At 64.1% G+C, this 24,181-nt stretch carries 25 protein-coding genes; 18 read left to right on the plus strand and 7 right to left on the minus strand.

The genetic code is table 11. The annotated features are described in order from the left end of the window. The first annotated feature begins 3 nt into the window (after positions 1-3). The 7 genes from ACMC5O_RS10620 to ACMC5O_RS10650 are packed head-to-tail and all read left to right on the plus strand — an operon-like array spanning position 4 to position 8,268. On the plus strand, positions 4-3,804 hold the full coding sequence (locus ACMC5O_RS10620; protein ID WP_426692825.1) for a nitrate reductase subunit alpha: 3,801 nt from the start codon (positions 4-6) through the stop codon (positions 3,802-3,804). Further along, complete coding sequence (gene narH / locus ACMC5O_RS10625; RefSeq protein ID WP_187708813.1) at positions 3,801-5,336, plus strand: nitrate reductase subunit beta; 1,536 nt, start codon at positions 3,801-3,803, stop codon at positions 5,334-5,336. The genes ACMC5O_RS10620 and narH overlap by 4 nt, the downstream gene beginning before the upstream one ends. Then, the gene (gene narJ / locus ACMC5O_RS10630) at positions 5,333-6,031 is read left to right on the plus strand and encodes a nitrate reductase molybdenum cofactor assembly chaperone (RefSeq protein ID WP_187708812.1); all 699 of its coding nucleotides are present in this window, start codon (positions 5,333-5,335) and stop codon (positions 6,029-6,031) included. Before narH ends, narJ begins: the two co-directional genes overlap by 4 nt. Continuing rightward, complete coding sequence (gene narI / locus ACMC5O_RS10635; RefSeq protein WP_187708811.1) at positions 6,028-6,822, plus strand: respiratory nitrate reductase subunit gamma; 795 nt, start codon at positions 6,028-6,030, stop codon at positions 6,820-6,822. Before narJ ends, narI begins: the two co-directional genes overlap by 4 nt. After that, positions 6,819-7,727 carry a peptidylprolyl isomerase gene (locus ACMC5O_RS10640; protein WP_187708810.1) on the plus strand — a complete coding sequence of 303 codons (909 nt, stop codon included), beginning with the start codon at positions 6,819-6,821 and terminating at the stop codon, positions 7,725-7,727. Before narI ends, ACMC5O_RS10640 begins: the two co-directional genes overlap by 4 nt. Beyond that, positions 7,727-8,065 (plus strand): hypothetical protein, encoded by a 339-nt coding sequence (locus ACMC5O_RS10645; protein ID WP_187708809.1) that lies wholly within the window; start codon positions 7,727-7,729, stop codon positions 8,063-8,065. Before ACMC5O_RS10640 ends, ACMC5O_RS10645 begins: the two co-directional genes overlap by 1 nt. Next, on the plus strand, positions 8,062-8,268 hold the full coding sequence (locus ACMC5O_RS10650; RefSeq protein WP_187708808.1) for a hypothetical protein: 207 nt from the start codon (positions 8,062-8,064) through the stop codon (positions 8,266-8,268). Before ACMC5O_RS10645 ends, ACMC5O_RS10650 begins: the two co-directional genes overlap by 4 nt. Here ACMC5O_RS10650 and ACMC5O_RS10655 read toward each other — a convergent pair. Next, positions 8,265-9,506 carry an alginate export family protein gene (locus ACMC5O_RS10655; RefSeq protein WP_426692826.1) on the minus strand — a complete coding sequence of 414 codons (1,242 nt, stop codon included), beginning with the start codon at positions 9,504-9,506 and terminating at the stop codon, positions 8,265-8,267. The genes ACMC5O_RS10650 and ACMC5O_RS10655 overlap by 4 nt on opposite strands. A gap of 108 nt (positions 9,507-9,614) precedes the next feature. Between ACMC5O_RS10655 and ACMC5O_RS10660 the strand changes: the two genes are divergently transcribed. Both ACMC5O_RS10660 and mobA read left to right on the plus strand, forming a co-directional pair. Further along, entirely contained in the window at positions 9,615-10,355 is a 741-nt protein-coding gene (locus ACMC5O_RS10660; RefSeq protein ID WP_426692827.1) for a sulfite exporter TauE/SafE family protein, read from the plus strand. Further along, positions 10,352-10,930, plus strand: a complete 579-nt coding sequence (gene mobA, locus ACMC5O_RS10665) for a molybdenum cofactor guanylyltransferase (protein WP_426692828.1) — start codon at positions 10,352-10,354, stop codon at positions 10,928-10,930. The genes ACMC5O_RS10660 and mobA overlap by 4 nt, the downstream gene beginning before the upstream one ends. Here the strand turns inward: mobA and ACMC5O_RS10670 are convergent. Genes ACMC5O_RS10670 through ACMC5O_RS10690 form a run of 5 tightly spaced genes read right to left on the minus strand, consistent with a single transcriptional unit; the run spans position 10,927 to position 13,827 of the window. Continuing rightward, positions 10,927-12,111, minus strand: a complete 1,185-nt coding sequence (locus ACMC5O_RS10670; RefSeq protein WP_246444286.1) for a molybdopterin molybdotransferase MoeA — start codon at positions 12,109-12,111, stop codon at positions 10,927-10,929. The two genes, mobA and ACMC5O_RS10670, sit on opposite strands and share 4 nt — an antisense overlap. Continuing rightward, positions 12,108-12,593, minus strand: coding sequence for a cyclic pyranopterin monophosphate synthase MoaC (gene moaC, locus ACMC5O_RS10675; RefSeq protein ID WP_187708806.1), 486 nt, complete (start codon positions 12,591-12,593; stop codon positions 12,108-12,110). The genes ACMC5O_RS10670 and moaC overlap by 4 nt, the downstream gene beginning before the upstream one ends. Further along, positions 12,590-13,126 (minus strand): molybdenum cofactor biosynthesis protein B, encoded by a 537-nt coding sequence (moaB, locus tag ACMC5O_RS10680; RefSeq protein WP_426692829.1) that lies wholly within the window; start codon positions 13,124-13,126, stop codon positions 12,590-12,592. The genes moaC and moaB overlap by 4 nt, the downstream gene beginning before the upstream one ends. Before the next feature lie 3 nt (positions 13,127-13,129). Next, positions 13,130-13,588 (minus strand): molybdenum cofactor biosynthesis protein MoaE, encoded by a 459-nt coding sequence (locus tag ACMC5O_RS10685; RefSeq protein ID WP_187708804.1) that lies wholly within the window; start codon positions 13,586-13,588, stop codon positions 13,130-13,132. After that, positions 13,588-13,827 carry a MoaD/ThiS family protein gene (locus ACMC5O_RS10690; protein ID WP_187708803.1) on the minus strand — a complete coding sequence of 80 codons (240 nt, stop codon included), beginning with the start codon at positions 13,825-13,827 and terminating at the stop codon, positions 13,588-13,590. Before ACMC5O_RS10690 ends, ACMC5O_RS10685 begins: the two co-directional genes overlap by 1 nt. A gap of 172 nt (positions 13,828-13,999) precedes the next feature. Between ACMC5O_RS10690 and ccoN the strand changes: the two genes are divergently transcribed. Genes ccoN through ACMC5O_RS10735 form a run of 9 tightly spaced genes read left to right on the plus strand, consistent with a single transcriptional unit; the run spans position 14,000 to position 21,867 of the window. Next, complete coding sequence (gene ccoN, locus ACMC5O_RS10695) at positions 14,000-15,643, plus strand: cytochrome-c oxidase, cbb3-type subunit I (protein WP_426692830.1); 1,644 nt, start codon at positions 14,000-14,002, stop codon at positions 15,641-15,643. A gap of 13 nt (positions 15,644-15,656) precedes the next feature. Continuing rightward, complete coding sequence (ccoO, locus tag ACMC5O_RS10700; RefSeq protein ID WP_187708802.1) at positions 15,657-16,388, plus strand: cytochrome-c oxidase, cbb3-type subunit II; 732 nt, start codon at positions 15,657-15,659, stop codon at positions 16,386-16,388. After that, positions 16,385-16,546 carry a cbb3-type cytochrome c oxidase subunit 3 gene (locus ACMC5O_RS10705; protein ID WP_187708801.1) on the plus strand — a complete coding sequence of 54 codons (162 nt, stop codon included), beginning with the start codon at positions 16,385-16,387 and terminating at the stop codon, positions 16,544-16,546. The genes ccoO and ACMC5O_RS10705 overlap by 4 nt, the downstream gene beginning before the upstream one ends. Further along, a complete protein-coding gene (gene ccoP, locus ACMC5O_RS10710; RefSeq protein WP_426692831.1) occupies positions 16,539-17,501 on the plus strand; it encodes a cytochrome-c oxidase, cbb3-type subunit III in 963 nt (320 codons plus the stop codon). The genes ACMC5O_RS10705 and ccoP overlap by 8 nt, the downstream gene beginning before the upstream one ends. Next, the gene (gene ccoG, locus ACMC5O_RS10715) at positions 17,488-18,951 is read left to right on the plus strand and encodes a cytochrome c oxidase accessory protein CcoG (protein WP_426692832.1); all 1,464 of its coding nucleotides are present in this window, start codon (positions 17,488-17,490) and stop codon (positions 18,949-18,951) included. Before ccoP ends, ccoG begins: the two co-directional genes overlap by 14 nt. Before the next feature lie 4 nt (positions 18,952-18,955). Further along, a complete protein-coding gene (locus ACMC5O_RS10720) occupies positions 18,956-19,399 on the plus strand; it encodes a FixH family protein (RefSeq protein WP_246444284.1) in 444 nt (147 codons plus the stop codon). Next, a complete protein-coding gene (locus ACMC5O_RS10725; protein WP_281389394.1) occupies positions 19,396-21,525 on the plus strand; it encodes a heavy metal translocating P-type ATPase in 2,130 nt (709 codons plus the stop codon). The genes ACMC5O_RS10720 and ACMC5O_RS10725 overlap by 4 nt, the downstream gene beginning before the upstream one ends. Continuing rightward, positions 21,522-21,680, plus strand: a complete 159-nt coding sequence (gene ccoS, locus ACMC5O_RS10730; RefSeq protein ID WP_187708799.1) for a cbb3-type cytochrome oxidase assembly protein CcoS — start codon at positions 21,522-21,524, stop codon at positions 21,678-21,680. Before ACMC5O_RS10725 ends, ccoS begins: the two co-directional genes overlap by 4 nt. After that, positions 21,670-21,867: a hypothetical protein gene (locus ACMC5O_RS10735; protein WP_187708798.1), complete on the plus strand. Its 198-nt coding sequence runs from the start codon at positions 21,670-21,672 to the stop codon at positions 21,865-21,867. The genes ccoS and ACMC5O_RS10735 overlap by 11 nt, the downstream gene beginning before the upstream one ends. Here ACMC5O_RS10735 and ACMC5O_RS10740 read toward each other — a convergent pair. After that, positions 21,864-24,167, minus strand: coding sequence for a bifunctional salicylyl-CoA 5-hydroxylase/oxidoreductase (locus tag ACMC5O_RS10740; RefSeq protein WP_426692833.1), 2,304 nt, complete (start codon positions 24,165-24,167; stop codon positions 21,864-21,866). The two genes, ACMC5O_RS10735 and ACMC5O_RS10740, sit on opposite strands and share 4 nt — an antisense overlap. Positions 24,168-24,181 lie beyond the last annotated feature (14 nt).

Here is a 24,181-nt window from a genome sequence, read left to right on the forward strand (position 1 = left end):
AGGATGAGTCATTTCCTCGACCGCCTCACTTACTTCCGTCGAACTCAGGAAAAGTTCGCGGATGGGCACGGGATCACGACGGATGAGGCGCGCGATTGGGAGGATGCGTATCGGAAGCGCTGGGCGGCCGACAAGATAGTTCGCTCCACGCACGGCGTGAATTGCACCGGTTCCTGCTCGTGGAAAATCTACGTGAAAGGCGGGATCGTCACCTGGGAGACCCAGCAGACCGATTATCCACGCACCCGGCCGGACCTCCCGAACCATGAGCCTCGCGGATGTCCGCGCGGCGCGAGCTACAGCTGGTACCTCTATTCCGGAACGCGCATCAAATATCCGCTCGTCCGCGCACGGCTGGTCCGCCACTGGCGCGAGGCCCGGAAGACCATGACCCCCGTCGCGGCCTGGAAGTCGATCGTCCAAGATACCGACAAGCGGCGCGACTGGGTGTCGAAGCGCGGTCGCGGCGGTTTCGTCCGCGTTGGCTGGGACGAAGTGACCGAGCTGATCGCCGCAGCCAACGCCTACACGATCAAGGAATATGGCCCTGACCGGATCGCGGGCTTCTCGCCGATCCCGGCGATGTCGATGATCTCCTACGCAGCGGGCAGCCGTTACCTCTCTCTGATCGGCGGCAATCTGCTCAGCTTCTACGACTGGTATTGCGACCTTCCGCCGTCGAGCCCGCAGACCTGGGGCGAGCAGACCGACGTTCCGGAAAGCGCCGACTGGTACAACGCGGGCTTCCTGCTCGTGTGGGGCTCGAACATCCCGATGACACGCGCGCCCGACGCGCACTTCTACTCGGAAGTTCGCTACCGCGGCGCGAAGAGCGTGGTCATCGCGCCCGACTACAACGAGGCCGCGAAATTCTCGGATATGTGGCTGCACCCCAAACAGGGCACCGACGCCGCGCTCGCGCTGGCGCTCGGCCACGTCGTGCTCCGTGAATTTTACGTCGACCGGCAGGCGGAATACTTCACCGACTACACGCGCAAATATTCGGACTTCCCGTTGCTCGTGAAGCTAGTCGAACGCGACGGCCGCCTGGTCCAGGACCGGCTGCTCCGCGCGGCAGACATCAAGGGGGCGCTTGGCGAAGATGCCAATCCCGATTGGAAAACGGTCGCCTACGACGAGAACAGTGGAAAGCTGGTCTGTCCGCTCGGATCGGCGGGCCACCGCTGGGGCGACAAGGGCAAATGGAATCTCGAGGAGAAGGACGGGAAGGGCAAGGACGTCCGCCTCCGCACAACGCTGGCCGACGACCATGACGAGATCGTCCCCGTGGCATTCCCCTACTTCGGCGGCGACGCCCCGCACGACTTCGTCGCGACGGATCACCCCGAAGTCCTGCTGCGCAACATCCCCGTCAAGACGCTGAAGCTCGCCGACGGCAGCAAAGCGCAGGTCGCAACGGTGTTCGACCTCTTCTGCGCAAATTACGGCGTCGACCGCAGGTTTGGCGGCGCCAACGTCGCGAAGAGCTTCGATGACGACGTACCGTTCACGCCAGCGTGGGCCGAGAAGGTCACCGGTGTCCCGCGCCAGGCCATCATCCAGGTCGCGCGCGAATTCGCATCGAACGCAGAGATCACGAACGGCCGTTCGATGGTGATCCTCGGGGCAGGCCTCAACCATTGGTACCACATGGACATGAGCTATCGCGGGATCATCGCGCTGCTCGTCATGTGTGGATGCGTCGGCCAGTCGGGCGGCGGCTGGTCGCACTATGTCGGCCAGGAAAAGCTCCGTCCGCAGACCGGCTGGCTGCCGCTCGCGTTCGGGCTCGACTGGAGCCGCCCGCCGAGGCAGATGAACGGAACGAGCTTCTTCTACGCGCACACGGACCAGTGGCGGTACGAGAGCCTGAAAATGTCGGAGATTCTGTCTCCGCTCGCTCCAGAAGGCGACTGGTCGGGGAGTTTGCTCGACTACAATGCCAAGGCAGAGCGGATGGGCTGGCTTCCGTCGGCGCCGCAGTTCGACGCCAATCCGATCGAATGGGGCAACCGCATCAAGAGCATTGGCGCCGACCCGGCGACGGTTGTCGTCGACGCCCTGAAATCCGGGGACCTCAAGCCCGCGAGCCTCGATCCCGACAATCCGGTCAACTGGCCGCGCAACATGTTCTTCTGGCGCTCGAACGTGCTCGGCGCGAGCGGCAAGGGACACGAATATTTCCTAAAGCATCTCGTTGGCTCGATGCACGGAGTGATCGGCACGGACGAAGAATCAGCGGGCCTCGAACGCCCGAAGGACGTCGTGTGGCGAGAAGACGCGCCGGTCGGGAAGCTCGACCTGATGGTCAACATCGACTTCCGCATGTCGACCACCAGCATCTATTCCGACGTAGTCCTTCCAACCGCCACCTGGTACGAGAAGCACGACCTCAACACGTCGGACATGCACCCGTTCATCCACCCGCTTTCGGCGGCGGTGGATCCGGCGTGGGAAACGAAAAGCGACTGGAACATCTTCCGGGAGATCGCGAAGAAATTCTCCGACGTCGCGCCGGAAGTTCTCAGGGTCGAGCACGACCTGGTGATGACTCCGATCTTGCATGACACGCCGGCCGAGCTTGCGCAGCCCTATGAGCCGAAGGACTGGTTGAAGGGCGAATGCGAGCCGATCCCCGGCAAGACCATGCCGAACGTGACGATCGTCGAACGCAACTATCCGGAGACGTTCGCGCGCTTCACGTCGATGGGTCCGTTGCTCGAAAAGCTCGGCAATGGCGCCAAGGGCCTCAACTGGGACACCAAGCACGAGGTCCAGCTTCTCGGCGATCTCAACGGCAGGGTCATCGAGGGAACGACCGCCGGGCGCCCGAAGATCGATTCCGACATCGACGCCTGCGAGACCATCCTCATGCTCGCTCCGGAGACCAACGGGGAGGTCGCGGTGAAGGCCTGGGAGTCGCTCGGCAAGATCACCGGCCGCGACCACTCGCATCTCGCCGTGGGCAAGGAGGAGGAGAAGATCCGCTTCCGCGACGTCGCCGCGCAGCCGCGCAAGATCATCTCGTCACCGATCTGGTCGGGGCTCGAAAGCGAGCACGTCTGCTACAACGCCGGCTATACTAACGTGCACGAGTTGATCCCGTGGCGGACACTGACCGGCCGGCAGCAGCTCTATCAGGACCATCACTGGATGCGGGCGTTCGGCGAGGCGTTTGTTACCTGGCGTCCGCCGATCGACACCAAGACCGTGCGCCAGGTTCTCGGCAAGCTGCCGAACGGCAACCAGGAGATCCTGCTCAACATCCTCACGCCCCACCAGAAGTGGGGCATCCATTCGACCTACACCGAGAACCTGATCATGCTCAGCCTCAACCGGGGCGGGCCGACGGTGTGGATCAGCGAGGATGACGCAAAGGCAGCAGGCATTGTCGACAACGACTGGATCGAGGTGTTCAACGTCAACGGCGCTCTGACCGCCCGGGCGATCGTGTCGCAGCGGATCATGCCGGGCTCCGCCATCATGTACCATGCGCAGGAAAAGCTGGTGAACACGGTGGGGTCGGAGATCACCGGCCAGCGCGGCGGAATCCACAACAGCGTCACGCGCATCAACATGAAGCCGACGCACATGATCGGCGGCTATGTCCAACTCGCCTACGGATTCAATTACTACGGCACCGTCGGAGCCAACCGCGACGAGTTCGTGATCGTCCGCAAGATGAGCGAAGTGAACTGGTTCGATAAAGCGGCCGACGATTCCGCCAACGTCGAGGGTGGGACTGCCGACTGGGGAACAGGCGTTAGAGGCGACCTTGCCGCCCGAAAGGAGACGGCGCGATGAAGGTCCGTGCGCAGATCGCGATGGTCCTGAACCTCGACAAGTGCATCGGCTGTCACACCTGCTCGATCACCTGCAAGAACGTCTGGACCAACCGCGAAGGCGTCGAATACGCCTGGTTCAACAACGTCGAGACCAAGCCCGGCATCGGCTACCCGAAGGACTGGGAAAACCAGGATCGCTGGAAGGGCGGCTGGGTCCGCAGGAAAAACGGAAAGATCGTTCCGCGCCAGGGCGCCAAGTGGCGCATCCTGTCGAAGATCTTCGCCAATCCGCATTTGCCCGAGATCGACGACTTCTACGAGCCGTACACCTTCGAATACGAATGGCTGCAAAATGCACCGGAACTGCAGGCGCAGCCGACGGCGCGGCCGCGATCGCTGATCACCGGCGAAAAGCTCAACAAGATCGAGTGGAGCGGCAACTGGGAGGATATGCTCGGCGGCGAGTTCGAGAAGCGCAGCCACGATTACAATTTCGACGGCGTCCAGAAGGAAATCTACGGCCAGTTCGAAAAGACGTTCATGATGTACCTGCCGAGGCTGTGCGAGCATTGCCTCAACCCGGCCTGTCTCGCTTCCTGCCCGTCCGGCGCGATCTACAAGCGGGCCGAGGACGGCATCGTCCTGATCGACCAGGAAAAGTGCCGTGGCTGGCGGATGTGCGTCTCGGGCTGCCCGTACAAGAAGATCTATTACAACTGGGCGACCGGAAAGTCGGAGAAGTGCATCTTCTGCTACCCGCGTATCGAGACCGGGCAGCCGACGGTCTGCTCGGAAACCTGCGTCGGCCGCATCCGCTATCTCGGCGTCGTCCTTTACGACGCGGACCGGATCGATTCCGCGGCCTCGGTTGAGGATCCGAAGGACCTCTATCCCGCACAACTCGACGTTTTCCTCGACCCCAATGACGTCGCGGTGCAGGAAGCCGCGCGAGCCGAAGGGATCACCGATCAGTGGCTCGAGGCGGCGATGCGCTCGCCGGTCTACAAGATGGCCGTCGAGTGGAAGATCGCCTTCCCGCTCCACCCGGAATACCGGACACTTCCGATGGTCTGGTACGTCCCGCCATTGTCGCCAATCCAGTCCGCGGCGGAGGCCGGCAAGATGTCGGTCCAGGACGGAATGCCGGACGTCCGGTCGCTCCGGATTCCGCTGCGCTACCTCGCCAATCTGCTGACTGCAGGCGACGAGGAACCGATCGCGGCGGCGCTCGAGCGGATGCTGGCGATGCGCGCCTACATGCGTGCGAAGAGCGTCGAAGGCCGCATCGACGAGTCCATCCCGGAACGCGTGGGACTGACCCGCACCCGCATCGAGGAAATGTACCGGATCATGGCGCTCGCCGCCTATGAGGACCGCTATGTCATCCCGACTGCGCGCCGCGAGTTGGATGAAGACGCCTATGTCCTTCGCGGATCGTCCGGCTTCGGCTTCCGCGAGGGCACGCAGGGCAGGACCAAGGTCAATTTGTTCGGCGGCGGCGCGGACAAGGCCAGGGCAAAGCGCGAACCTCGATTGGACATTCCCTCATGAAGCTAACGCTGAGATCGCTCGCCGCATTGCTCGGCTATCCTTCGGCGGAGCTGAAGGAGAACGCCGGCGAAATCCGCCATGTGCTTCGATCGGAGGCGGTATTGCCCGCCGCCGAATTGGCCCGGCTGGAGACTCTTCTAACCAAGATCGGGACGACGGAATTGCTCGACCTTCAGTCCGCCTACAGCGAGTTGTTCGACCGCTCCCGCTCGCTTTCGTTGCACCTGTTCGAGCATGTCCATGGCGACAGCCGCGAGCGGGGCCAGGCGATGATCGACCTTGGCCAGCAATATATGGAAAGCGGCTTCTTCCTCGAAGCCAGCGAACTTCCGGACTTCGTGCCGGTGTTCCTCGAATATGCGTCCTGCCTCTCCGCTCGGGACGCTCGCGAGATGCTCGGTCAGCCCGCGCATGTCTTCGCCGCCCTCGCCGAGCGCCTCGACAAGAGGGAGGCACCCTACGGCGCCGTCTTCCACGCGCTCGTCGCCCTGTCGAAGGTTCGCGTGGACGCCGACGCCCGCGCGCTGGTCGACGAGAACACTCCCGCCGTGGATGCCGCGGATATCGATGCCGAATGGGAGGAGGCACCGGTCTCGTTCAACCTCGGCGGAGCACATGAAATGGGCGGCCCGACGGGAGTCGTCGCCAAGATCAGGGCCTCGAACCGCCCGGTGAACCAGGAGGCCGCACGATGACCGATTTCATCAACCAGCTCGCGTTCGGCTGGTATCCGTATCTTGCGGTCACGGTGCTGGTCGTCGGAAGCATCCTGCGTTTCGATTCCAACCAGTACAGCTGGCGATCGCAGTCGAGCCAGTTCCTCCGCCGCCGCCAGATGGTGCTCGGCTCCAACCTCTTCCACATGGGAATCCTGGTGCTCTTGATGGGCCATTTCGTCGGCCTGCTGACCCCGATCAACGTCTTCGACGCGCTCGGCGTGAGCCATTCTTTCAAGCAGACCACGGCGCTGGTGGTCGGCGGGATCGCCGGCCTCTTCGCCTACATTGGCTGCACCTTACTGCTCCACCGGCGGCTATTCGATTCGCGGATCCGCAAGAGTTCGTCGGTCGGCGACATCCTCGTCCTGGTCCTGCTATGGCTCCAGCTCACGCTCGGCTTGCTCACTACCTGGTGGACGTTGAAGCATCTCGACGGCAGCGAGATGGTGAAGTTCATGAGCTGGGCGAACGGAATGCTTCGGCTCAACCCTGCGGCACCGGAAATCCTCAAGGACGTGGCGCTCGTCTACAAGCTCCACATCATCCTTGGGCTGACGCTGTTCCTGATCACGCCGTTCACGCGCCTCGTGCACATCTGGAGCGCGCCGGTCTGGTTCCTGCTGCGGCCCGGATACCAGATCGTCCGGACCCGGCGCTCAAAGCACACCGCCGCATCGCCGACCCGCGGACCGGCAGGCGGGGCACCCAGCTACGGCGGGCCGACCGTGCTTCGGCAGATGGCCGAAAGCGGGCAGGAAGGCGCATGAGCCGCCGCCTCGACGTCATCAATCTCGGCGATCCGGCGCAGCGGCCGGATCCGCGGATGATGAGTTCCTGCGAGACCGGCGGATGCGGCGGCGGCGCGGAACCGCTGATCCCGCCGCCGCCAACATTCGGGGAAGTCCGGATCAACGGCGTGGAGATTTCGCCCGAAGCGATCGCACAGGAGATCCAGCACCACCCGGCACCTGACGCCGAGACCGCATGGGTGGAGGCGGCACGCGCGCTCGCCGTCCGTGAGTTGCTGCTTCAGGAAGCCCGCCGCCTCGGTGTCGAAGCAGAGCCGGGCACCGACGATTCCGGCCGTTCCGAGATCGGCGACGATGCTACGATCCGGGCCCTGCTTGAAGAGGAAGTCGTTCCAGCGGAGCCGGGCGAATCCGAATGCCTTCGCTACTATCAGGCGAACGAAAACCGCTTCCGGACTCCGGAGCTGTTTGAGGCGGCCCACATCCTGATCGAGCCTGAAGGCGATAGCGAAGAGGCCTGGAAGACAGCGCTCGAACGCGCCCAAGGCATTGTCGAGCAGGTCGGCGACAGACCGGAAGCATTCGCCGCTGCGGCTCGCTCACACTCCGCATGTCCTTCGGCACAGCAGGACGGCTCGCTAGGCCAAATCCGTCGCGGCGAGTTGGTGCCGGAAGTGCAGGCCGGGCTCGAAGCGCTGGGCGAAGGAAGCACGGCCCGCGAGCCGATCCGCTCCCGCTTCGGCTGGCATATCCTTCGCCTCCATCGCCGCATCGAGGGACGCACAATTCCCTTCGACGTCGTGCAGGGCAGGATCGCCGACATGCTCGAAGCGCGCAGCTGGTCGGTCGAGGCGGCGCGCTACGTGGCTTCGCTCGCCGCTCGAAACGAGGTCGAGGGCGTGCAGATCGCGGGAGCGCCCTGATGCCGATGCTCGGCGACATGCTGGCGGCGGCTCGGGATTCATCGGGCCATTTCCAGGCCTGGCTCGAACGGTCCGATCCGGAACTTGCGAAAGAAGTTCAGCGAGTTTCCACCCTGCAGGGCATGTCTCCGACCGGCTACGTCCGTGCCGCGATGTCGGACTTCAACCGCTTCGCCTCCGAAGAGGATTGGGCGACGCTCACCTCGAGTCTGAAGACAACGGACGATCCGGGAACCCTGTGCCTGCTAGGAATGGTGCACTGGCGCTTGACCGCCCGCGGGTGTGCGGAGCACTCTTCAATCCCGCGCGGTGGAGCGTCGGCGGAGCATCGATCATGAACGACCGAAAAGACGAACGGCAAAATGTCCCGCTCAATCCGGCACTGAAGAGCGAGACCGAAACCGTCTACGAGACGAAGGTCTCGTCGCCCGCTCCGATCGAGACGACTTCGGCCAAGGAGAATGAGGGCGAGACCTGGCCGATAGTCTGGCTGCTGGTGACCTTCCTGGGTCTCATTTTGGCTGTCTACTTCCTCGTCTAGAGGCTCCACTCGGCCTGAAGCCAAAGCTTGCGGGTGTCGATCCCGAAGTCCCTGGCGTTGTAGTCCGCATATTTCAGCAGGAAGCCGATCTTGCCGAGCTTGAAGCCTGCCGAAGCGTCCCACTCCGTTCCATATTCCAGACCGCCTTTGGCGCTGTCGAACTGGTGGAAGGCGACAACCGCGTTGAGGCCGGGTAGCGCCTTCACCTTATCGAACGTCCTGCCGACGGAGACATAGGCGTCCTCAAGTCCTGCCGGCGGAGTCGTGAGGAAGATGTCCGCCCATCCATTGAACTTGTGAAGCGTGGCCAGCGGCGTTTGCACCGATCGCCCATTGTCGCTGCCGAGCCGTTCCCAGCCTCCCGTAAGGTTGAAGCCGGCGAGCTTCGTGCCAGCCTCGAACGACCAGTAATCCGCCGCATAGTTGAACGGATTATCGCCGTAGTCCGACTGCCGGGCATAGCTTCCGCGGAGTATCAGTTTCGTCTTTCCGCCCAGGGGAATGGCGCCGCTTACAAAGCCGCCATAGGTCTGGCTGCTATTCGGCAGGGCGAAGGTCTCGTCATAGTCGATCAAATAGGCGAACAGCTTACCCTGCACCGGACCGAGCTTCGAACCGACACCGGCAAATACGAAATTGCCGTCGATCGAGGTTCGCGGACCTGCATCGCCGCCGAAGATCGTCCGCTGGCTGATCGCGTAGGTCAGGTCGGCCGTGACCGGGCCAAGCTTCCCCTCGCCGCGAACGCCGTCGAACGTCTGCTCGTTCTGGCGCCAGCCGACCGATCCTACCCAGCGCTGGTCGTCCAGGTTGATGCGCTGGCGGCCAATCGTCACGCCGACGTTCTTCGACTTGTACTGAAGCTGCAGCCGGTTGAGCTCGATGTTCTCGGGGTCCGAGACCACCCCATATTGCGGACGCCTCTGGCTGTCGGCGATCGGGAAGGGGAAGGCATTGTAGTGATTGACCAGCGCCGCCGTGCCCTCGCCTTCCGCGAGGATCGAGAGCTTGCCCAGCTTCGCTTCGGCTCCGGCGCGCAGGCGCAGCGTGAACGCGTCCGCATCGAGCGCGCCCTGATCGACGGCCTCGTAACGCAGCCGCGCATCGAGGATCGGCTTGATCTGCAGCTGGTCGGCTCCAGTCGACTTGTCCGCTTCGGCCGCGAGTGCAGGGCTCGAGATCGCGAGCGTCGCCAGGACGGCCACCGCCGCCCCCGCCAGATGGTTCAACTTGCGCATAAGCTGCCCGCCGTTTGTCGTTTCCCGCTATTCTCATTAGTCCGGGCGAGCGTTGGCGAAGTGATCTAGCGCAAAGCCTTTTGGGTAGGCTGCATCGAGGGAGGGGCGATGGACGGGACCACGATCATCTGGATCGCCGCTCTGATGGCCATAGCTGCAGCACTCTATTCGAGCGTCGGCCATGGCGGGGCGTCGGCCTATCTCGCGATCATGGCCTTGTTCTCCATCGCGCCCGAGACGATGCGTCCGACGGCGCTCGCGCTTAACCTGGTCGTCGCGACGTTCGCAGCCGCAAGCTTCGCGCTGAAGGGCCAGACGAACTGGAGACTGCTTGCCGCCTTTGCGGCGACCGCGGTGCCGGCTGCTTACATCGGCGGCAGTGTCGAACTTCCGCCCGAAATCTATAGACCGCTCGTCGGCGTAATACTCCTGCTCGCTGCGGCCAGGCTCTTCTGGCAGCCGGAACGGCTCGCTGCGCGCCCGGTGCACACGCCTTCGCTGGCGGTGACACTACCGGCGGGAGCAGCCCTCGGCTTGCTTGCGGGGCTGACCGGAACCGGCGGCGGAATCTTCCTCAGCCCGCTGATTATCCTGTTTGGGTGGGAGGAGGCGCGAAAGACTTCGGGCATCGCCGCGGCGTTCATTGTTCTCAATTCCGCGGCGGGGCTGCTCGGCAATCTGGCGAGCGTTCAGAAGCTTCCGATCGAACTGCCGGTCCTCGTCGCGTCGGTCTTCGCCGGTGCGCTTCTCGGGACCTGGCTGGGCGTGTCGCGCCTGCCAAGGCATCGCCTGCTGCAGGGACTGGCGATCGTCCTCGTGATTGCCGCCGTCAAGCTGCTACTGACGTGAAGATCGCCGCCGTCATCCTTGCTGGCGGCGAAGGGAGCCGCATCGGCGGCGATAAACCGATGCGACTGCTCGGCGGAACCACCTTGCTGGACCGGGCGATCGATTACGCGAGCGGACTGTCAGACGAGGTCGCGGTGGCGGTGCGCGACCAGCTGGTTGGCCATGCGGGAGTGGCGATCATTCGGGACAACCCGACGATAGAAGGTCCGCTAGCCGGCTTGGTCGCTGCGCTCGGCTTCGGACGCGATGAGGATGCGGATGCAGTCCTGACATTGCCCGCGGACATGCCGTTCCTGCCACCGGATCTCGCCGATCGACTTGCTGAAAGATTGGCGAATAACGGCGCCGCGATCGCGACGAGCGGCGGGTACCTCCATCCGGTCTGCGGGCTTTGGCTCACCGCAACGCTCGATTTCGTGCCGGAGTATCTCGCATCGGGGAGGCGGTCACTTAGGGGGCTCGCGGAAACGGTCGGCTATGTCGCTGTCGACTGGCCTGCCGACCCCGAAGACCCGTTCTTCAATATCAATACTTCGGCCGAACTCGCTCAGGCGGAGCGAAGGGTTCAGCGCTAGAAGTCGAGGACTTCGACTTCCGCGCCTGCCGGCACGGCTGACGCATCTGCGAGTTGGCGGACGAGTACGTCGGCGTCTGCCAACGCCTGCTGGGCGCTCGAATCCTGGAAGCCGAGGATTTCGACCTTGCCCCCGCTCCACCGCGCCCGGTGAAACGTCTCGCGAGAACCGCACTCTTTCAGCGGCGTGCCCAGACTTGCGGTCCGCCACTTCAGCGCTTCGTCCGGGTTTCGCCCCGACAACCCGGCTAGCAATGGCGCGAGGAACAGCCTTCCGGTGACGAGCGCGGACGTCGGATTTCCGGGAAGTCCGATCACCAGCTTGGAACTGGCGCGGCCGAGCCAGACCGGCTTTCCGGGCTTGATGGCAACCTTCGAGAAAATCAGGTCGAGGCCCAATGGCTCGAACATCGCCTTCGCGAAGTCCTTCTCCCCCACCGAGGCGCCACCGGTGACGACCACCAAATCCGCGTCCGTTAGGGCCTCGACTGCAGCTTCCTCCATTACTGGAAGCTTGTCGCGAAGGCGTTTCCTCCGGACGACGTCAGCGCCCCAATCGGCCACCATCGCTGCAATGCCAAGCGATACGCTTTCTGGAATCGCGTCCGGAAGTTCCGCCGCCATCCCAGGCTCAGCGAGCTCATCGCCCGTACCGAGGATCGCCACGCGCGGCCTCGAATAGACTTCGACCTGGGCGAGGTCCGCAGCGGCCGTGGCCACGATAGCCCTCTTGTCGAGCAGGCGGCCTGCAGCGAGAAGCTGCTGCCCCTGCTCGAAGTCGCTGCCACGCTTCCGGATATGACGCGCGTCGCCGGCCTGTCCGATCACGGCGAGGTCGTCTTCGCGCCGCACATTCTCCTGAATGACGACCCGATCGGCTCCTTCGGGAACGGGCGCACCGGTAAAGATCCTGACGCACTTGCCCGATCCGATCGCACCATTCCAGCCGCCGCCAGCGAAGGAATCCCCGACGATCTTCAGCTTTGCCGGAAGGGTTGAGAGGTCGGCCTCGCGCACCGCATAGCCATCCATCGCCGACACGTCCCGGCGGGGCGATGCAATTCGCGCAATGGCGGGCGCCGCGAGCACTCGCCCGGCTGCCGCGTCGATTGCGACGGTCTCGGTCCCAAGCGGATGCGCAGCGCCGCGAACGCGCTCGAGTGCCTCGTCGAAGCTGATCATTGCGCCTCCGACCGCTCCCAGTCGCCGGACTTGCCGCCGCTCTTCGAAACGACCCTAATCGCGCCGATCGACATCGTCCGGTCGATCGCCTTGAGCATGTCGAACAAGGTGAGGCAGGCGACGGATACGGCGGTCAGCGCCTCCATCTCGACGCCGGTTACGCCGTTGGTGCGCACCTCGGCCGCGACCCGGAAGCCGGGAAGCGAATCGTCCATTTCGATCTTCACGTCCGCCTTCGTGATCGGCAGCGGATGGCAGAGCGGGATCAGCTCGGCGGTGCGCTTCGCGGCCATGATGCCCGCAAGTTCGGCAGTCCGAATGACAGAGCCTTTAGGCGCCGTTCCGGCCTTCACCTGCTCAAGCGTGACGGCACTGCACGAAAGCGCGCCCTCAGCCACCGCAACGCGCGCGGTCACATCCTTTCCGGACACGTCGACCATCCGCGCGCGTCCTTGCTCGTCGAGATGGGTGAGCTTGCTCACGCGCACAAATGCCTCAGACGGGGGATCTGTCCGGCTAGAGAGCAGGGGCGATAGCGGCTGTCGAGCTCGTGGCGCAGCACGAGGTCCCAGCCGTCCCGGCAAGCCCCGGTCGAGCCCGGCAGGCAAAAGACGAACGTATCGTCGATCTGACCGGCGAACGCCCGTGACTGAAGCGTTGAGAAACCCACGGTTCCGAAACTCGCCTGGTGAAACAGTATCGAGAAGCCGTCCATCTCCCGCCGGAACAGGGGCTTGACCGATTCCGGAGTCACGTCCCGCGGGGAAAAGCCCGTGCCGCCGGTAGAGATGACAAGGTCCACGCCCGGGTCGTCGACCCACGACCGGACCTGTCTCCGGATCGCGTCCACGTCGTCGGTCACGATCGCCTTGCCGGCAAGCTCATGCCCAGCAGCTGTCAGCCGCTCTGCAAGAAGGCCGCCGGACTTATCCGTTTGCTCGTCGCGCGTGTCGGACACCGTCAGCACGGCAATGCGCAGCGGATAGAAGGTCAGGCTCTCGTCAATTCCAGCCACGCGTCACTCCCACCGGCCCCGGTCGGCATAATCCGCCTCGGTCGGCTCGATCCAGCTTGCGCCGGCCGGGCCTTCCTCGCGTTTCCAGAAGACTGCTTCGGTCTTCAAGCGGTCCATGAGGTAATCGGCCGCCTCGAACGCTGCCCGCCGGTGCGCGGACGCCGCGGCGGCGAAGACGATCGGCTCGCCCGCGCCAATCTCGCCGCAGCGATGGACGACCCTGACCTGGCTCACATCGAACCGCTCCGCGGCTTCGACCGCGATATCCTCGAGCGATTTCAGGGTCAGGCGCGGGTGATGTTCCAGCACCAGCCGGTCGACATTCGCTCCATCCTTCGATTGCGGCCGGGCGAGGCCGACGAAACTGACCACCGCGCCATCGTTCGAAGCAGCCTCGACCAATCTCGCCAGCTCGGCCGACGGATCGAACGGACCAGCTTCAAGGCGCGCTCTGACGCTCATCAGCCTCCGGATACCGGTGGGAAGAATTCGACGCTGTCGCCGGAGCGGACGATGTGGCTGTCCGCGACCACGATATCGCCGACCAATGCGCGGACCCGATGCCCGAGCGCATTCGCCGCACGCGGATACTCTGTCGCTAAAAGCGCCCGCAGCTCCGAGACCGAACAGCTTTCCGGAACATCGACTTCGATCTCCCGGCCGACCGATTCCGCCAGCCTTCCGTAGAAGTGAATCTTCATGCCTCTGCGCCTTATCATCTTGGCCGAGAGCGGCGCTAGCTGCCCGGGAAGCCTGGCAGAGTGATGCAGGTCAAGACTGCCCATACGTTCCAGTCCGTTATCCGCGAGAATTGACCTCCATCAAATGATCGGCTGCCCGCTCCGCATAGTGGCGAAGGCTGGGAGGGCCTCCATGGTCTCGACGATTTCGCGCAGTTTCTCACTGTTGGTCGCCGCGTGCGCCGCCTTGTTCATGGCGGCGGCCGCTCGCGATTCAGCATTTGCAGTCCACATGCTGATCTTCGCCAGTGCGGGCATTCTCGCCGCATTCGCGACCGCCAACGGCATTGGGTTCCTGCAGCCCTCGGCACGTGATCTCGAGAGTCGGTACGACGACCAGCTCATCAGGTTCGGCGTGATCCTGACCGTCTTCTGGGGCGTGGTCGGCTTCTTGGTGGGACTAGTCATCGCGGCCCAGCTCTCCTTCCCGCTGCTCAACCTCCATTTCGAATGGTCGACCTTCGGAAGGCTCCGGCCCTTGCACACCAGCGCGGTCATCTTCGCATTCGGTGGCACCGCGCTCATCACGACGAGCTTCTACGTGGTCCAGCGAACCTGCCGGGCCCGCCTAGCCTTGCCGTCGCTCGCACGCTTCGTGTTCTGGGGTTACCAGCTGTTCATCGTCCTGGCCGCGACCGGTTACCTCATGGGGGTCACGGAATCGCGCGAATATGCCGAGCCCGAATGGTACGTCGACATCTGGCTGACCCTCGTTTGGGTCGCCTACCTCGCAGTGTTTGTCGGCACGATCATGAAGCGGAGCGAGCCGCACATCTACGTCGCGAACTGGTTCTACCTCGGTTTCATCCTGACCGTGGCCATGCTCCACTTGGTCAACAATCTGAGCATGCCGGTCAGCCTGCTCGGCTCCAAGAGCTACTCCGCCTTCTCCGGGGTCCAGGATGCCCTCACGCAGTGGTGGTACGGCCATAACGCGGTCGGCTTCTTTCTGACCGCCGGCTTCCTGGCCATGATGTACTACTTCGTGCCCAAGCAGGCTGAACGCCCGATCTACAGCTACCGTCTGTCGATCGTGCACTTCTGGAGCCTGATCTTTCTCTACATCTGGGCCGGCCCGCACCACCTCCACTACACCGCTCTGCCCGACTGGGCGCAGACGTTGGGGATGGTCTTTTCGGTCATGCTGTGGATGCCGAGCTGGGGCGGGATGATCAACGGCCTCATGACCCTCAACGGGGCTTGGGACAAGCTTCGCACCGACCCGATCATCCGCATGATGGTCGCGGCGCTCGCCTTCTACGGAATGAGCACATTCGAGGGCCCGATGATGTCCATCAAGGCCGTCAATTCGCTCTCGCATTACACCGAATGGACCATCGGCCACGTCCACAGCGGAGCGCTCGGCTGGAACGGGATGATCACCTTCGCTGCGATCTACTATCTCGTCCCGCGCCTCTGGGGCCGCGAGCGGCTCTACTCGCTCCGCATGGTCAACTGGCACTTCTGGTTGGCGATCGTCGGGATTGCGATCTACGCCGCCTCCATGTGGGTGGCGGGCATCAGCCAGGGGCTGATGGCGCGCGAATATGGCGAGGACGGTTACCTCGTCTACTCCTTCGCCGACATCGTGAAGACGATGCATCCCTATTACGTGATGCGCCTGTCCGGCGGCGGCCTCTACTTCATCGGCGCGCTGATGATGGCCGTGAACGTATGGCGGACCATCCGCGGCGACGTTCGCCAGGAACAGCCGCTCTACGCACCGAAGTATGACGTTGCCGCCGACCGCCCGGTCGTCCAGCCGGCCCACGCCTGAGGAGTATCGAACAATGAGTATCCTTGCTCTTCAGAAGAAGCTGGAGCGCAACGTGACCCTGCTTGCGGTCGGCGCGCTGGTCACGGTCGTCATCGGCGGGATCGTCGAGATCGCGCCCCTGTTCTGGATCGATCAGACGATCGAGAAGGTCGAAGGCGTCCGCCCACTCACGCCGCTGGAGCAGGCCGGCCGCGACATCTACCAGCGCGAAGGCTGCTACACCTGTCACAGCCAGATGATCCGCCCCTTCCGGGACGAGGTCGAACGCTACGGCCACTACAGCCTCGCCGCCGAGAGCATGTACGACCACCCCTTCCAATGGGGCTCGAAGCGGACGGGGCCTGACCTGGCCCGGGTCGGCGGCCGCTACTCCGACGAATGGCATGCCCAGCACCTCAAGGACCCGCGCAGCGTCGTGCCGGAATCGATCATGCCGCCTTACGCATTCCTTGCTGACCGCGACCTCCAGACGGACGGTTACAGCGGCAATCTGACCGCGCTTCGCCGGGTCGGCGTCCCCTACAGCGACGAGGACATCAAGAAGGCCGAGGAGGATATGCGGACGCAGGCTTCCGGCGACGCTGACGCAGCGGGTCTGGCAAAGCGTTATCCCGATGCGCAGAGCCGCGACTTCGACGGCCAGCCTTCGCGCCTGACCGAAATGGACGCCTTGGTCGCCTACCTTCAGCAGCTCGGCACGCACGTCGACTTCCGCAAGGTCGAGCCGCACGAGGTGCAGCGGTGAGCTACGAGGCCCTTCGGCATTTCGCCGACAGCCACGCCCTCGCAGCAATGGCGGTCCTCTATCTGGCGCTTGTGGGATGGGCCTTCCGCCCCGGCGCGCGGTCGGCGAACCGGCACGCAGCCACCATGATTTTCGACGAGGAAAACAGCGATGGCTGAGCGCAAGCGCATCGACGAGCCCACTGGCACCGAGACCGTCGGCCACGAATGGGACGGGATCGAGGAGCTTGATACCCCGATGCCGCGCTGGTGGCTGTGGACGCTCTACGCGACCATTGCCTGGGCCGTCGTCTACACTGTCCTTTATCCCGCCTGGCCGATGATCAGCAGCGCGACCGCCGGGACTCTCGGCTGGTCGAGCCGCGGCCAGCTGGAAGCCGAGATGAAGGCCGAAGCGGACCGCAAACGCCCGGTCGAGCTCGCGCTGGCGCAAATCCCGATCGAGCGACTGCCGGAGGACAGCAAGCTGCTGAACGCCGCAGTCCAGGGCGGAGCGGCCGCGTTCAAGGTCAATTGCGTCCAGTGCCACGGCTCCGGCGCAGCGGGGACAAAGGGCTATCCGAACCTCAACGACGACGACTGGCTCTGGGGCGGCGACCTCAAGGCGATCCACAAGACTTTGGAGAACGGCATTCGCCAGCCGGGCGACAAGCAGACCCGCACGAGCCAGATGCCTGCATTCGGCCGGGACGGGATCCTCCAGCCGAACGAGATCCTGTATCTCACCAGCTACGTCCGGACTCTGTCCGGCGCGGAAAAGCCGGGGGCCGCCTCTCAGCGCGGCGCGGCGCTCTTCGCGGTCAATTGCGCCCCCTGCCACGGGGCGGACGGCAAGGGCAACCGGGCGCTCGGCGCACCGAACCTGACCGACAAGATCTGGCTTTATGGAGGTGACCGGGCCTCCATCGCCGAGACGATTACCAATTCGCGCTACGGCATCATGCCCGCATGGGGACAACGGCTCGATCCGGTCACCGTGAAAATGCTGGCCGCCTACGTCCATTCGCTCGGCGGCGGTGAAAAGTTCATCGCCGAAGCACCGGCCAGTGACGCGCAAGTGAAAGCGGAGGCCGGCGCGGTGCCGGCTCCGATGAAGGCCAATGCAAGCCGCTGACGATCTGACCAACCGCGCCAGGAACCGTTACTTCGAGAAGCGCAAGAAGGTCTTCCCCCGCCAGATCGACGGACCGTTCCGCCGGTTCAAATGGCTCGTCATGCTGGTCACGCTCACGATCTATTATGTGACTCCGTGGCTGCGCTGGGATCGCGGCCCGCACGCGCCGAGCCAGGCGGTGCTGGTCGATCTCGCCCACCGGCGCTTCTACATGTTCTCGATAGAGATCTGGCCGCACGAATTCTATTACGTCGCTGGCCTGCTGATCATGGCCGCGATCGGCCTGTTCCTGGTTACAAGCGCGGTCGGACGGGCCTGGTGCGGCTATGCCTGCCCTCAGACCGTCTGGACCGACCTGTTCCAGCACATCGAGCGCTTCGTCGACGGCGACCGGAATGCTCAGCGCAAGCTCGACGAGGCCCCATGGAGCGCGCTGAAGGTCACCAAGCGGCTGATCAAATGGACGCTCTGGCTGATCGTCGGAGTGCTGACCGGCGGCGCGTGGATCTTCTATTTCGCAGACGCCCCAACCCTGTTCCAGCAGCTGATGCACGGCGATGCTCCAAGAATCGCTTACCTGACGATCGGAACCCTCACCGCGACGACCTTTATCTTCGGCGGGTTCATGCGCGAGCAGGTGTGCATCTACATGTGCCCGTGGCCGCGGATTCAGGGCGCGATGCTCGACGAGCAGAGCCTCGTCGTAACCTACAAGGGTTGGCGGGGAGAACCGCGGGGCCGCGGCGTCAAGCGCCGGGAGGAGGATGCGGCGGCGCTCCTTCCGCAAGGCGACTGCATCGACTGCATGGCTTGCGTCGCAGTCTGCCCGACGGGCATCGACATCCGCGAAGGGCCGCAGATCGGTTGCATCACCTGCGCGCTATGCATCGACGCTTGCGACCAGGTGATGGACAAGATCGGAAAGCCCCGGAAGCTGATCGGCTACACGACGATCGCTGACGAACGGCTGGCTCGTTCGGGACAGCCGACAAGGACACCTCTGCAACGCCTGCTACGCCTTCGCACGCTACTCTATCTTTCCGTCTGGGTTGCGATTGGCGCTGCGCTCCTGTTCACGCTCGGAACCCGCGAGCGGATCGAACTGGACGTCGCTCAAAGCCGTAACCCGGTCTGGATTCGCCTCAGCGACGGACAGGTCCGCAACAGCTACACGATCAAACTCCGCAACATGGAAAATCGTGCTCGCCGCTACGAGCTGAGCGTACGCGGCATCGACGGCCGGATGTGGAATCAGGAGATGAGCCGCCAAGCCGCGACGCCCACCGTGACGTTCGAGGTCGAGCCGGACAGCGTCCTCAAGCAAAGCATTTATCTCGCGGCGCCCGACACCGGACCTACGCAGACTCCCATATTGTTCACGGCTCGCGCGCTCGACGAAGATGGGGGACAGGCGGTCGGCCAGGCACGCTTCGAACGGCCGGAGGAATAAGCGAATGAACCAGCGTTTCACCGGCTATCACGCGACCGCAATCCTCGTCGGCTTCTTCGCACTGGTCATTGCCGTGAACCTGACGATGGCAAGGCTCGCGACGAGCACTTTCGGCGGAGTGCTTGCCGAGAACGGCTATGTCGCCAGCCAGGATTACAATCGCTGGATCGCCGAGAGTGCTGCGCAGGATCGGCTCGGCTGGGACGTTGCAGCTCGCGTCGAAGGCAATCGCCTGATCCTCGACACCAAGGGCGTGTCGCACGCAGTCGCAAATGTCGTCGCCGAGCACCCGCTCGGGCAGGTCGATGACCGTAGGATTCCCATGGTCGTCGCGGGGACCAATCACTTTCGTTCGGCGGATGCGATGCCATCAGGACGGTGGAAGCTCCGGATTACCTTGCAACAGGGCAATTCCGAGGCCCGTTACCTCCGCGAAGTGCGATCGTGAACGCGCACGCCGCAATCACAAAGCCGGATGCTTTCGAGGCGTCGCTCTTTGCGGTGGAAGGCATGCGCTGCGCCGCCTGCATCGCGCGCATCGAAGGCGGACTTGTCGAGATTCCCGGCATTCACTCGGCACGCGTGAACCTCTCGGCCCGCAGGGTCCGTGTCGAGCACGATCCTGCAGTCGGCGAGGACGTCATCCTCAAGGCCCTCCGGAAGGTCGGCTTCGACGCGCATCCGTTCGCCGGCGACGCCATAACCGGGAAGCGCTCGGACGAAAGCCGGAAGCTGGTGCTCGCGCTTGCCGTATCGGGCTTCGCGGCGATGAACATCATGCTCCTGTCCGTCAGCGTCTGGGCCGGCGCGGTTGGGACGACGCGCGACCTCTTCCACTGGATCAGCGCTCTGATCGGCGTGCCGGCAGTCGCTTATTCCGGTCGCCCGTTCTTCGAGAGCGCGCTTGCTGCGATCCGCAAGCGCCGAACCAACATGGACGTGCCGATCTCGATCGGCGTCATCGTCACGGTGGCGATGAGCCTCTACGAGACGGCGACCGGCGGCGAGCATGCCTATTTCGACGGCGCAGTCATGCTGCTGTTCTTCCTTCTGGCTGGGCGATTCCTCGACAGCGTAATGCGTGCCCGAGCGGAGGATTCGGTTGCAGCTTTGCTCCGCCGCGTTCCCAGCGAGGCGACCGTGCTGATCAACGGGAAGCAGGTGCGCCGCCGAGTCGACATGCTGCTCCCCGGCGACTTGCTGTTCGTCGCGGCGGGCGAGCGCATTGCGGCCGATGGGGTCGTGGTCGAAGGCAGCAGCAACATCGACCGAGCGCACATCACCGGAGAAAGCCTGCCCGAACGGATTGCGCCCGGCGGTCGCGTGCTGGCCGGCACGATCAACCTTTCCCGGCCGCTGACCATCCGCGCCACGGCGGTCGGCAACCAGACCGCTATCGCCGACATCGCGCGGTTGATGGAGCAGGCGAGCGGATCGAAGTCGCTTTACGTCCGGATCGCCGACCGCGCCGCGCGTCTCTACGCACCGGCGGTCCACAGTCTTGCCGGCTTGACCTTCCTCGGCTGGATGCTCGCGGGCACGGGCATTCATCAGTCGCTGCTGATCGCGGTTGCGGTCTTGATCATCACCTGCCCATGCGCGCTCGGCCTTGCCGTTCCGATTGCGCAGGTCGTCACCGCGGGCGCGCTGATGAAGCGGGGCATTTTGGTGAAAGAAGGCTCGGCTCTGGAGCGGCTGGCGACTGCCGACATCGCCCTGCTCGACAAGACCGGTACTGCGACACGCGGTCGCCTTGATGCTTCGGACCTGCCGGAGAAGGTAGGCGAGCGCGCCATCCTCGCTGCGCTCGCCCACGCCAGCCGCCACCCGCTCGCCCGCTCGGTGACCAGCGCCCTGGAGGGTGTCGAGGCGGCGAAGGGCGATCGGATCGCTGAAGTCCCCGGCCTGGGCGTCGAAGGCTATTTTGCCGACCGCCGCTGGAGGTTCGGACGGCCCGACTGGGTCGGCACCGACCGAGACGGCGGAACGACCACGGCGGCATTCGGGCCGACCGACGGAGGTGTCCGCCTCATCCATTTCGCGGACGCTCTTCGGCCGGACGCGCAACGCGCGATGGCAGAACTCGACGGCCTCAAAGTCCTCCCGCAGCTCATTAGCGGTGACCAGGTCGATGTCGTTCGACAGGTTGCCGGTGTTATGGGAATTCAATGGCGTGCCCGCGTCACTCCTGCCGAGAAGAACGTGCTGGTCATCGAGCAGCAGGCGGCGGGACATCACGTGCTGATGGTCGGGGACGGACTGAACGACGGGCCGGCGCTTAAGGCGGCCGACGTGGCAATGGCCCCTGCGGCGGCGTCGGATGTCGGGCAGATGGCGGCCGACATCGTGTTTTTCGGCGATAGCCTCGACGCCGTTCCGCGGTCCGTCCGCGCCGCGCGCAGGATGATGCGCGTTGTGAAGCAGAATTTTGCCCTCGCGATCGGCTACAACGTGCTGGCCGTGCCGCTCGCGATCGCGGGCATGGTCACGCCGCTGATCGCTGCGCTCGCAATGTCCGGGAGCTCGATCCTGGTCGTCGCCAACGCGCTTCGCCTGAGGAGTGCCGCGAGATGACCGGCATCGGCTTCCTTCTTCCGATTGCGCTCGGCCTTGGCCTGCTGGGTCTCGGCGCCTTCTTCTGGTCAGTGAAGAGCGGACAGTTCGAAGATCTCGACGGCGCCGCAATGCGCATCCTGATCGACGAGGAAGAGCAAGACGGTGGCAACTGAGCTCCAGGTCGTGCTCGCCGTCGGCGCCTGCCTTGGGCTCGCTCAAGCCCCGATGACGATGCACGGCCCGGGTAGGAGCCATTCAGGACACTGCGGCGAGAAAGCTCCGGCTCAGCCCGCTCCGGAGAAGGCCATGGCCGGCTGCCATGCCTGCACCTTGCCGAGACCGGACGACGAGGAAGACTAGACGCGTAGTGCGGCTGCGGCTTCGGCCTCCCGCTTCAGGTTCCGGGCGAGCTGGCTCATTCCATTGAGATACTGCGGCGGGACGTGGACGTCGCGGTAATCGAGCTGCGCCGCGGCGCGCAGAGTCCAGAACGGATCGATCAGGTGCGGCCTCGCCAGCGCGACAAGGTCGGCGCGGCCGGCGGCGAGGATCGAATTGGCGTGGTCGGGCTCGTAGATGTTGCCGACCGCCATCGTCGCGAGGCGAGCTTCGTTGCGGAGCTTGTCGCTGAACGGCGTCTGGAACATGCGTCCGTAGACTGGCTGTGCGCCGGTCCATGTCTGCCCTGCCGAAACGTCGATCAGGTCCGCGCCCCCGTGCGCGAAGGCTTCCGCAATCTCGACCGCGTCGTCGGGCGTGATTCCCTGTTCGCCGGCCCAATCGGTCGCAGAAATGCGCACCGACATGGGTTTGTCTGCCGGCCATGCGTCGCGCATCGCCGCGAAGACTTCGAGCGGATAGCGAATGCGGTTCTCGAGCGACCCGCCATATTCGTCGGTGCGCTTGTTCTGCAGAGGTGTCAGGAACCCGGACAGCAAATAGCCGTGCGCCGCGTGCAGCTCGACCATGTCGAAGCCGGCCTCGATTCCCATGCGCACTGCGGCGACGAATTGGTCGCGCACCGCATCCATGTCCGTGCGGGTCATCGGCATCGGCACCTGGTTGACCGGCGACCAGGCCACGTCACTCGCGGCCATCACTGGCCAGTTGCCGTCGGGCAGCGGCGCATTGTCCTCTTCCCAGCCGACGCGGGTCGAACCCTTCGCGCCAGAATGGCCGAGTTGGAGGCAGATCTTTGCCTTCGAATTGGCGTGCACGAAATCGACGATGCGTTTCCACGCGACGACATGGTCGGCGTTCCACATGCCCGTGCAGCCCGGACTGATCCGTCCCTCCGGCGACACGCAGGTCATCTCGGTGAAGACGAGCCCCGCACCGCCGATCGCACGCTCGCCGTAATGCACGAAGTGGAAGTCATTCGGCGTTCCATCGACCGCCGAGTACATCGCCATAGGCGAGACGGTGACGCGGTTCTCCACAATCATCTCGCGCAGCTTGAACGGTGCGAACATCGGCGGCGCGGTCTTGTTCGAGCGGCCCTCGGTGGCGCGCTTCCAGAACCAGCGCTCGACACCTTCCAGCCATTCGCGATCGCGAAGGCGGAGGTTCTCATGACTGATGCGCTGGCTGCGCGTCAACAGCGAGTAAGCGAACTGCAGCGGCTCGAAATGCGTGTAGCGCTCGAGTGTCTCGAACCATTCGGTCGAGTTGCGCGCGCTGTTCTGCAGCTTGAGGACTTCGAGATTCCGCTCCGCGACATATTCATCCATCGCGGCCTCGAGACTAAGCCCCGGGCGATTGAGCACGTCCGCAAGCTTGATCGCGTCCTCGAGCGCAAGCTTGGTGCCAGACCCGACCGAGAAGTGCGCCGTATGCGCAGCGTCTCCTAGAAGAATGACATTGCCAGTCGACCAGCGCTCGCATTTGATGCGCCGGAAGTTCAGCCATGCCGCCGACCCGCGCAAATGCGCGGCGTTCGACATGAGGCTGTGGCCGTCGAGATATTTGGCGAACAGCTTTTCGCACGCGGCGATGGCCTCGGCCTGCTCCATCCGGTCAAAGCCGAAATTGCGCCAAGTCTCCTCCGAACATTCGACGATGAAGGTCGAGCAGTCCGGCGCGAAGCGATAGGCGTGCGCCCAGATCCACCCGTGCTCGGTCTTCTCGAACGCGAAAGTGAAGGCGTCGAAGACCTTCGACGTTCCGAGCCACACGAACTTGTTCGCGCGCACATCGATGTCGACGCCGAATGCATCGGCATATGCGTCGCGGAAGCGCGAGTTGATGCCGTCCGACGCGATGACGAGGTCGTACTCGCGCCACTTCGCGTCCGCCGGATCGCACTCTGCATTGAATTCGATATTCACGCCAAGTTCGCGCGTCCGATCCTGAAGGATTTCGAGCAGGCGCTTGCGTCCGATGCCGATGAAGCCGTGGCCTGAAGACGTGATCGTCTCGCCGCCAAAGTGAACGTCGATATCGTCCCAATGCGCGAATTCGTCGGCAATGATCCTGGCGGACTTCGGATCGTTGGCTTGAAGGTTCTCGACCGTTTGGTCGGAAAAGACGACGCCCCAGCCGAACGTCACGCCCGGCGCGTTGCGCTCGAAAACAATGATGTCGTGCGACGGGTCGCGCAGTTTCATTGAGATGGCGAAGTAGAGGCCGGCCGGACCGGCGCCGACGCAGGCGATCTTCACCGGAAAATCCTCGG

Source organism: Sphingomonas sediminicola, from assembly GCF_049991885.1.
Taxonomy (GTDB): Bacteria; Pseudomonadota; Alphaproteobacteria; order Sphingomonadales; family Sphingomonadaceae; genus Sphingomicrobium; species Sphingomicrobium sediminicola.

Bases quoted from the DNA above. Each gene is read 5' to 3' on its own strand.
- ACMC5O_RS10620 (WP_426692825.1), top strand. From the start codon at position 4: ATGAGTCATTTCCTCGACCGCCTCACTTACTTCCGTCGAACTCAGGAA.
- narH (WP_187708813.1), top strand. From the start codon at position 3,801: ATGAAGGTCCGTGCGCAGATCGCGATGGTCCTGAACCTCGACAAGTGC.
- narJ (WP_187708812.1), top strand. From the start codon at position 5,333: ATGAAGCTAACGCTGAGATCGCTCGCCGCATTGCTCGGCTATCCTTCG.
- narI (WP_187708811.1), top strand. From the start codon at position 6,028: ATGACCGATTTCATCAACCAGCTCGCGTTCGGCTGGTATCCGTATCTT.
- ACMC5O_RS10640 (WP_187708810.1), top strand. From the start codon at position 6,819: ATGAGCCGCCGCCTCGACGTCATCAATCTCGGCGATCCGGCGCAGCGG.
- ACMC5O_RS10645 (WP_187708809.1), top strand. From the start codon at position 7,727: ATGCCGATGCTCGGCGACATGCTGGCGGCGGCTCGGGATTCATCGGGC.
- ACMC5O_RS10650 (WP_187708808.1), top strand. From the start codon at position 8,062: ATGAACGACCGAAAAGACGAACGGCAAAATGTCCCGCTCAATCCGGCA.
- ACMC5O_RS10655 (WP_426692826.1), bottom strand. From the start codon at position 9,506: ATGCGCAAGTTGAACCATCTGGCGGGGGCGGCGGTGGCCGTCCTGGCG.
- ACMC5O_RS10660 (WP_426692827.1), top strand. From the start codon at position 9,615: ATGGACGGGACCACGATCATCTGGATCGCCGCTCTGATGGCCATAGCT.
- ACMC5O_RS10670 (WP_246444286.1), bottom strand. From the start codon at position 12,111: ATGATCAGCTTCGACGAGGCACTCGAGCGCGTTCGCGGCGCTGCGCAT.
- ACMC5O_RS10685 (WP_187708804.1), bottom strand. From the start codon at position 13,588: ATGAGCGTCAGAGCGCGCCTTGAAGCTGGTCCGTTCGATCCGTCGGCC.
- ACMC5O_RS10690 (WP_187708803.1), bottom strand. From the start codon at position 13,827: ATGAAGATTCACTTCTACGGAAGGCTGGCGGAATCGGTCGGCCGGGAG.
- ccoN (WP_426692830.1), top strand. From the start codon at position 14,000: ATGGTCTCGACGATTTCGCGCAGTTTCTCACTGTTGGTCGCCGCGTGC.
- ccoO (WP_187708802.1), top strand. From the start codon at position 15,657: ATGAGTATCCTTGCTCTTCAGAAGAAGCTGGAGCGCAACGTGACCCTG.
- ccoP (WP_426692831.1), top strand. From the start codon at position 16,539: ATGGCTGAGCGCAAGCGCATCGACGAGCCCACTGGCACCGAGACCGTC.
- ccoG (WP_426692832.1), top strand. From the start codon at position 17,488: ATGCAAGCCGCTGACGATCTGACCAACCGCGCCAGGAACCGTTACTTC.
- ACMC5O_RS10720 (WP_246444284.1), top strand. From the start codon at position 18,956: ATGAACCAGCGTTTCACCGGCTATCACGCGACCGCAATCCTCGTCGGC.
- ccoS (WP_187708799.1), top strand. From the start codon at position 21,522: ATGACCGGCATCGGCTTCCTTCTTCCGATTGCGCTCGGCCTTGGCCTG.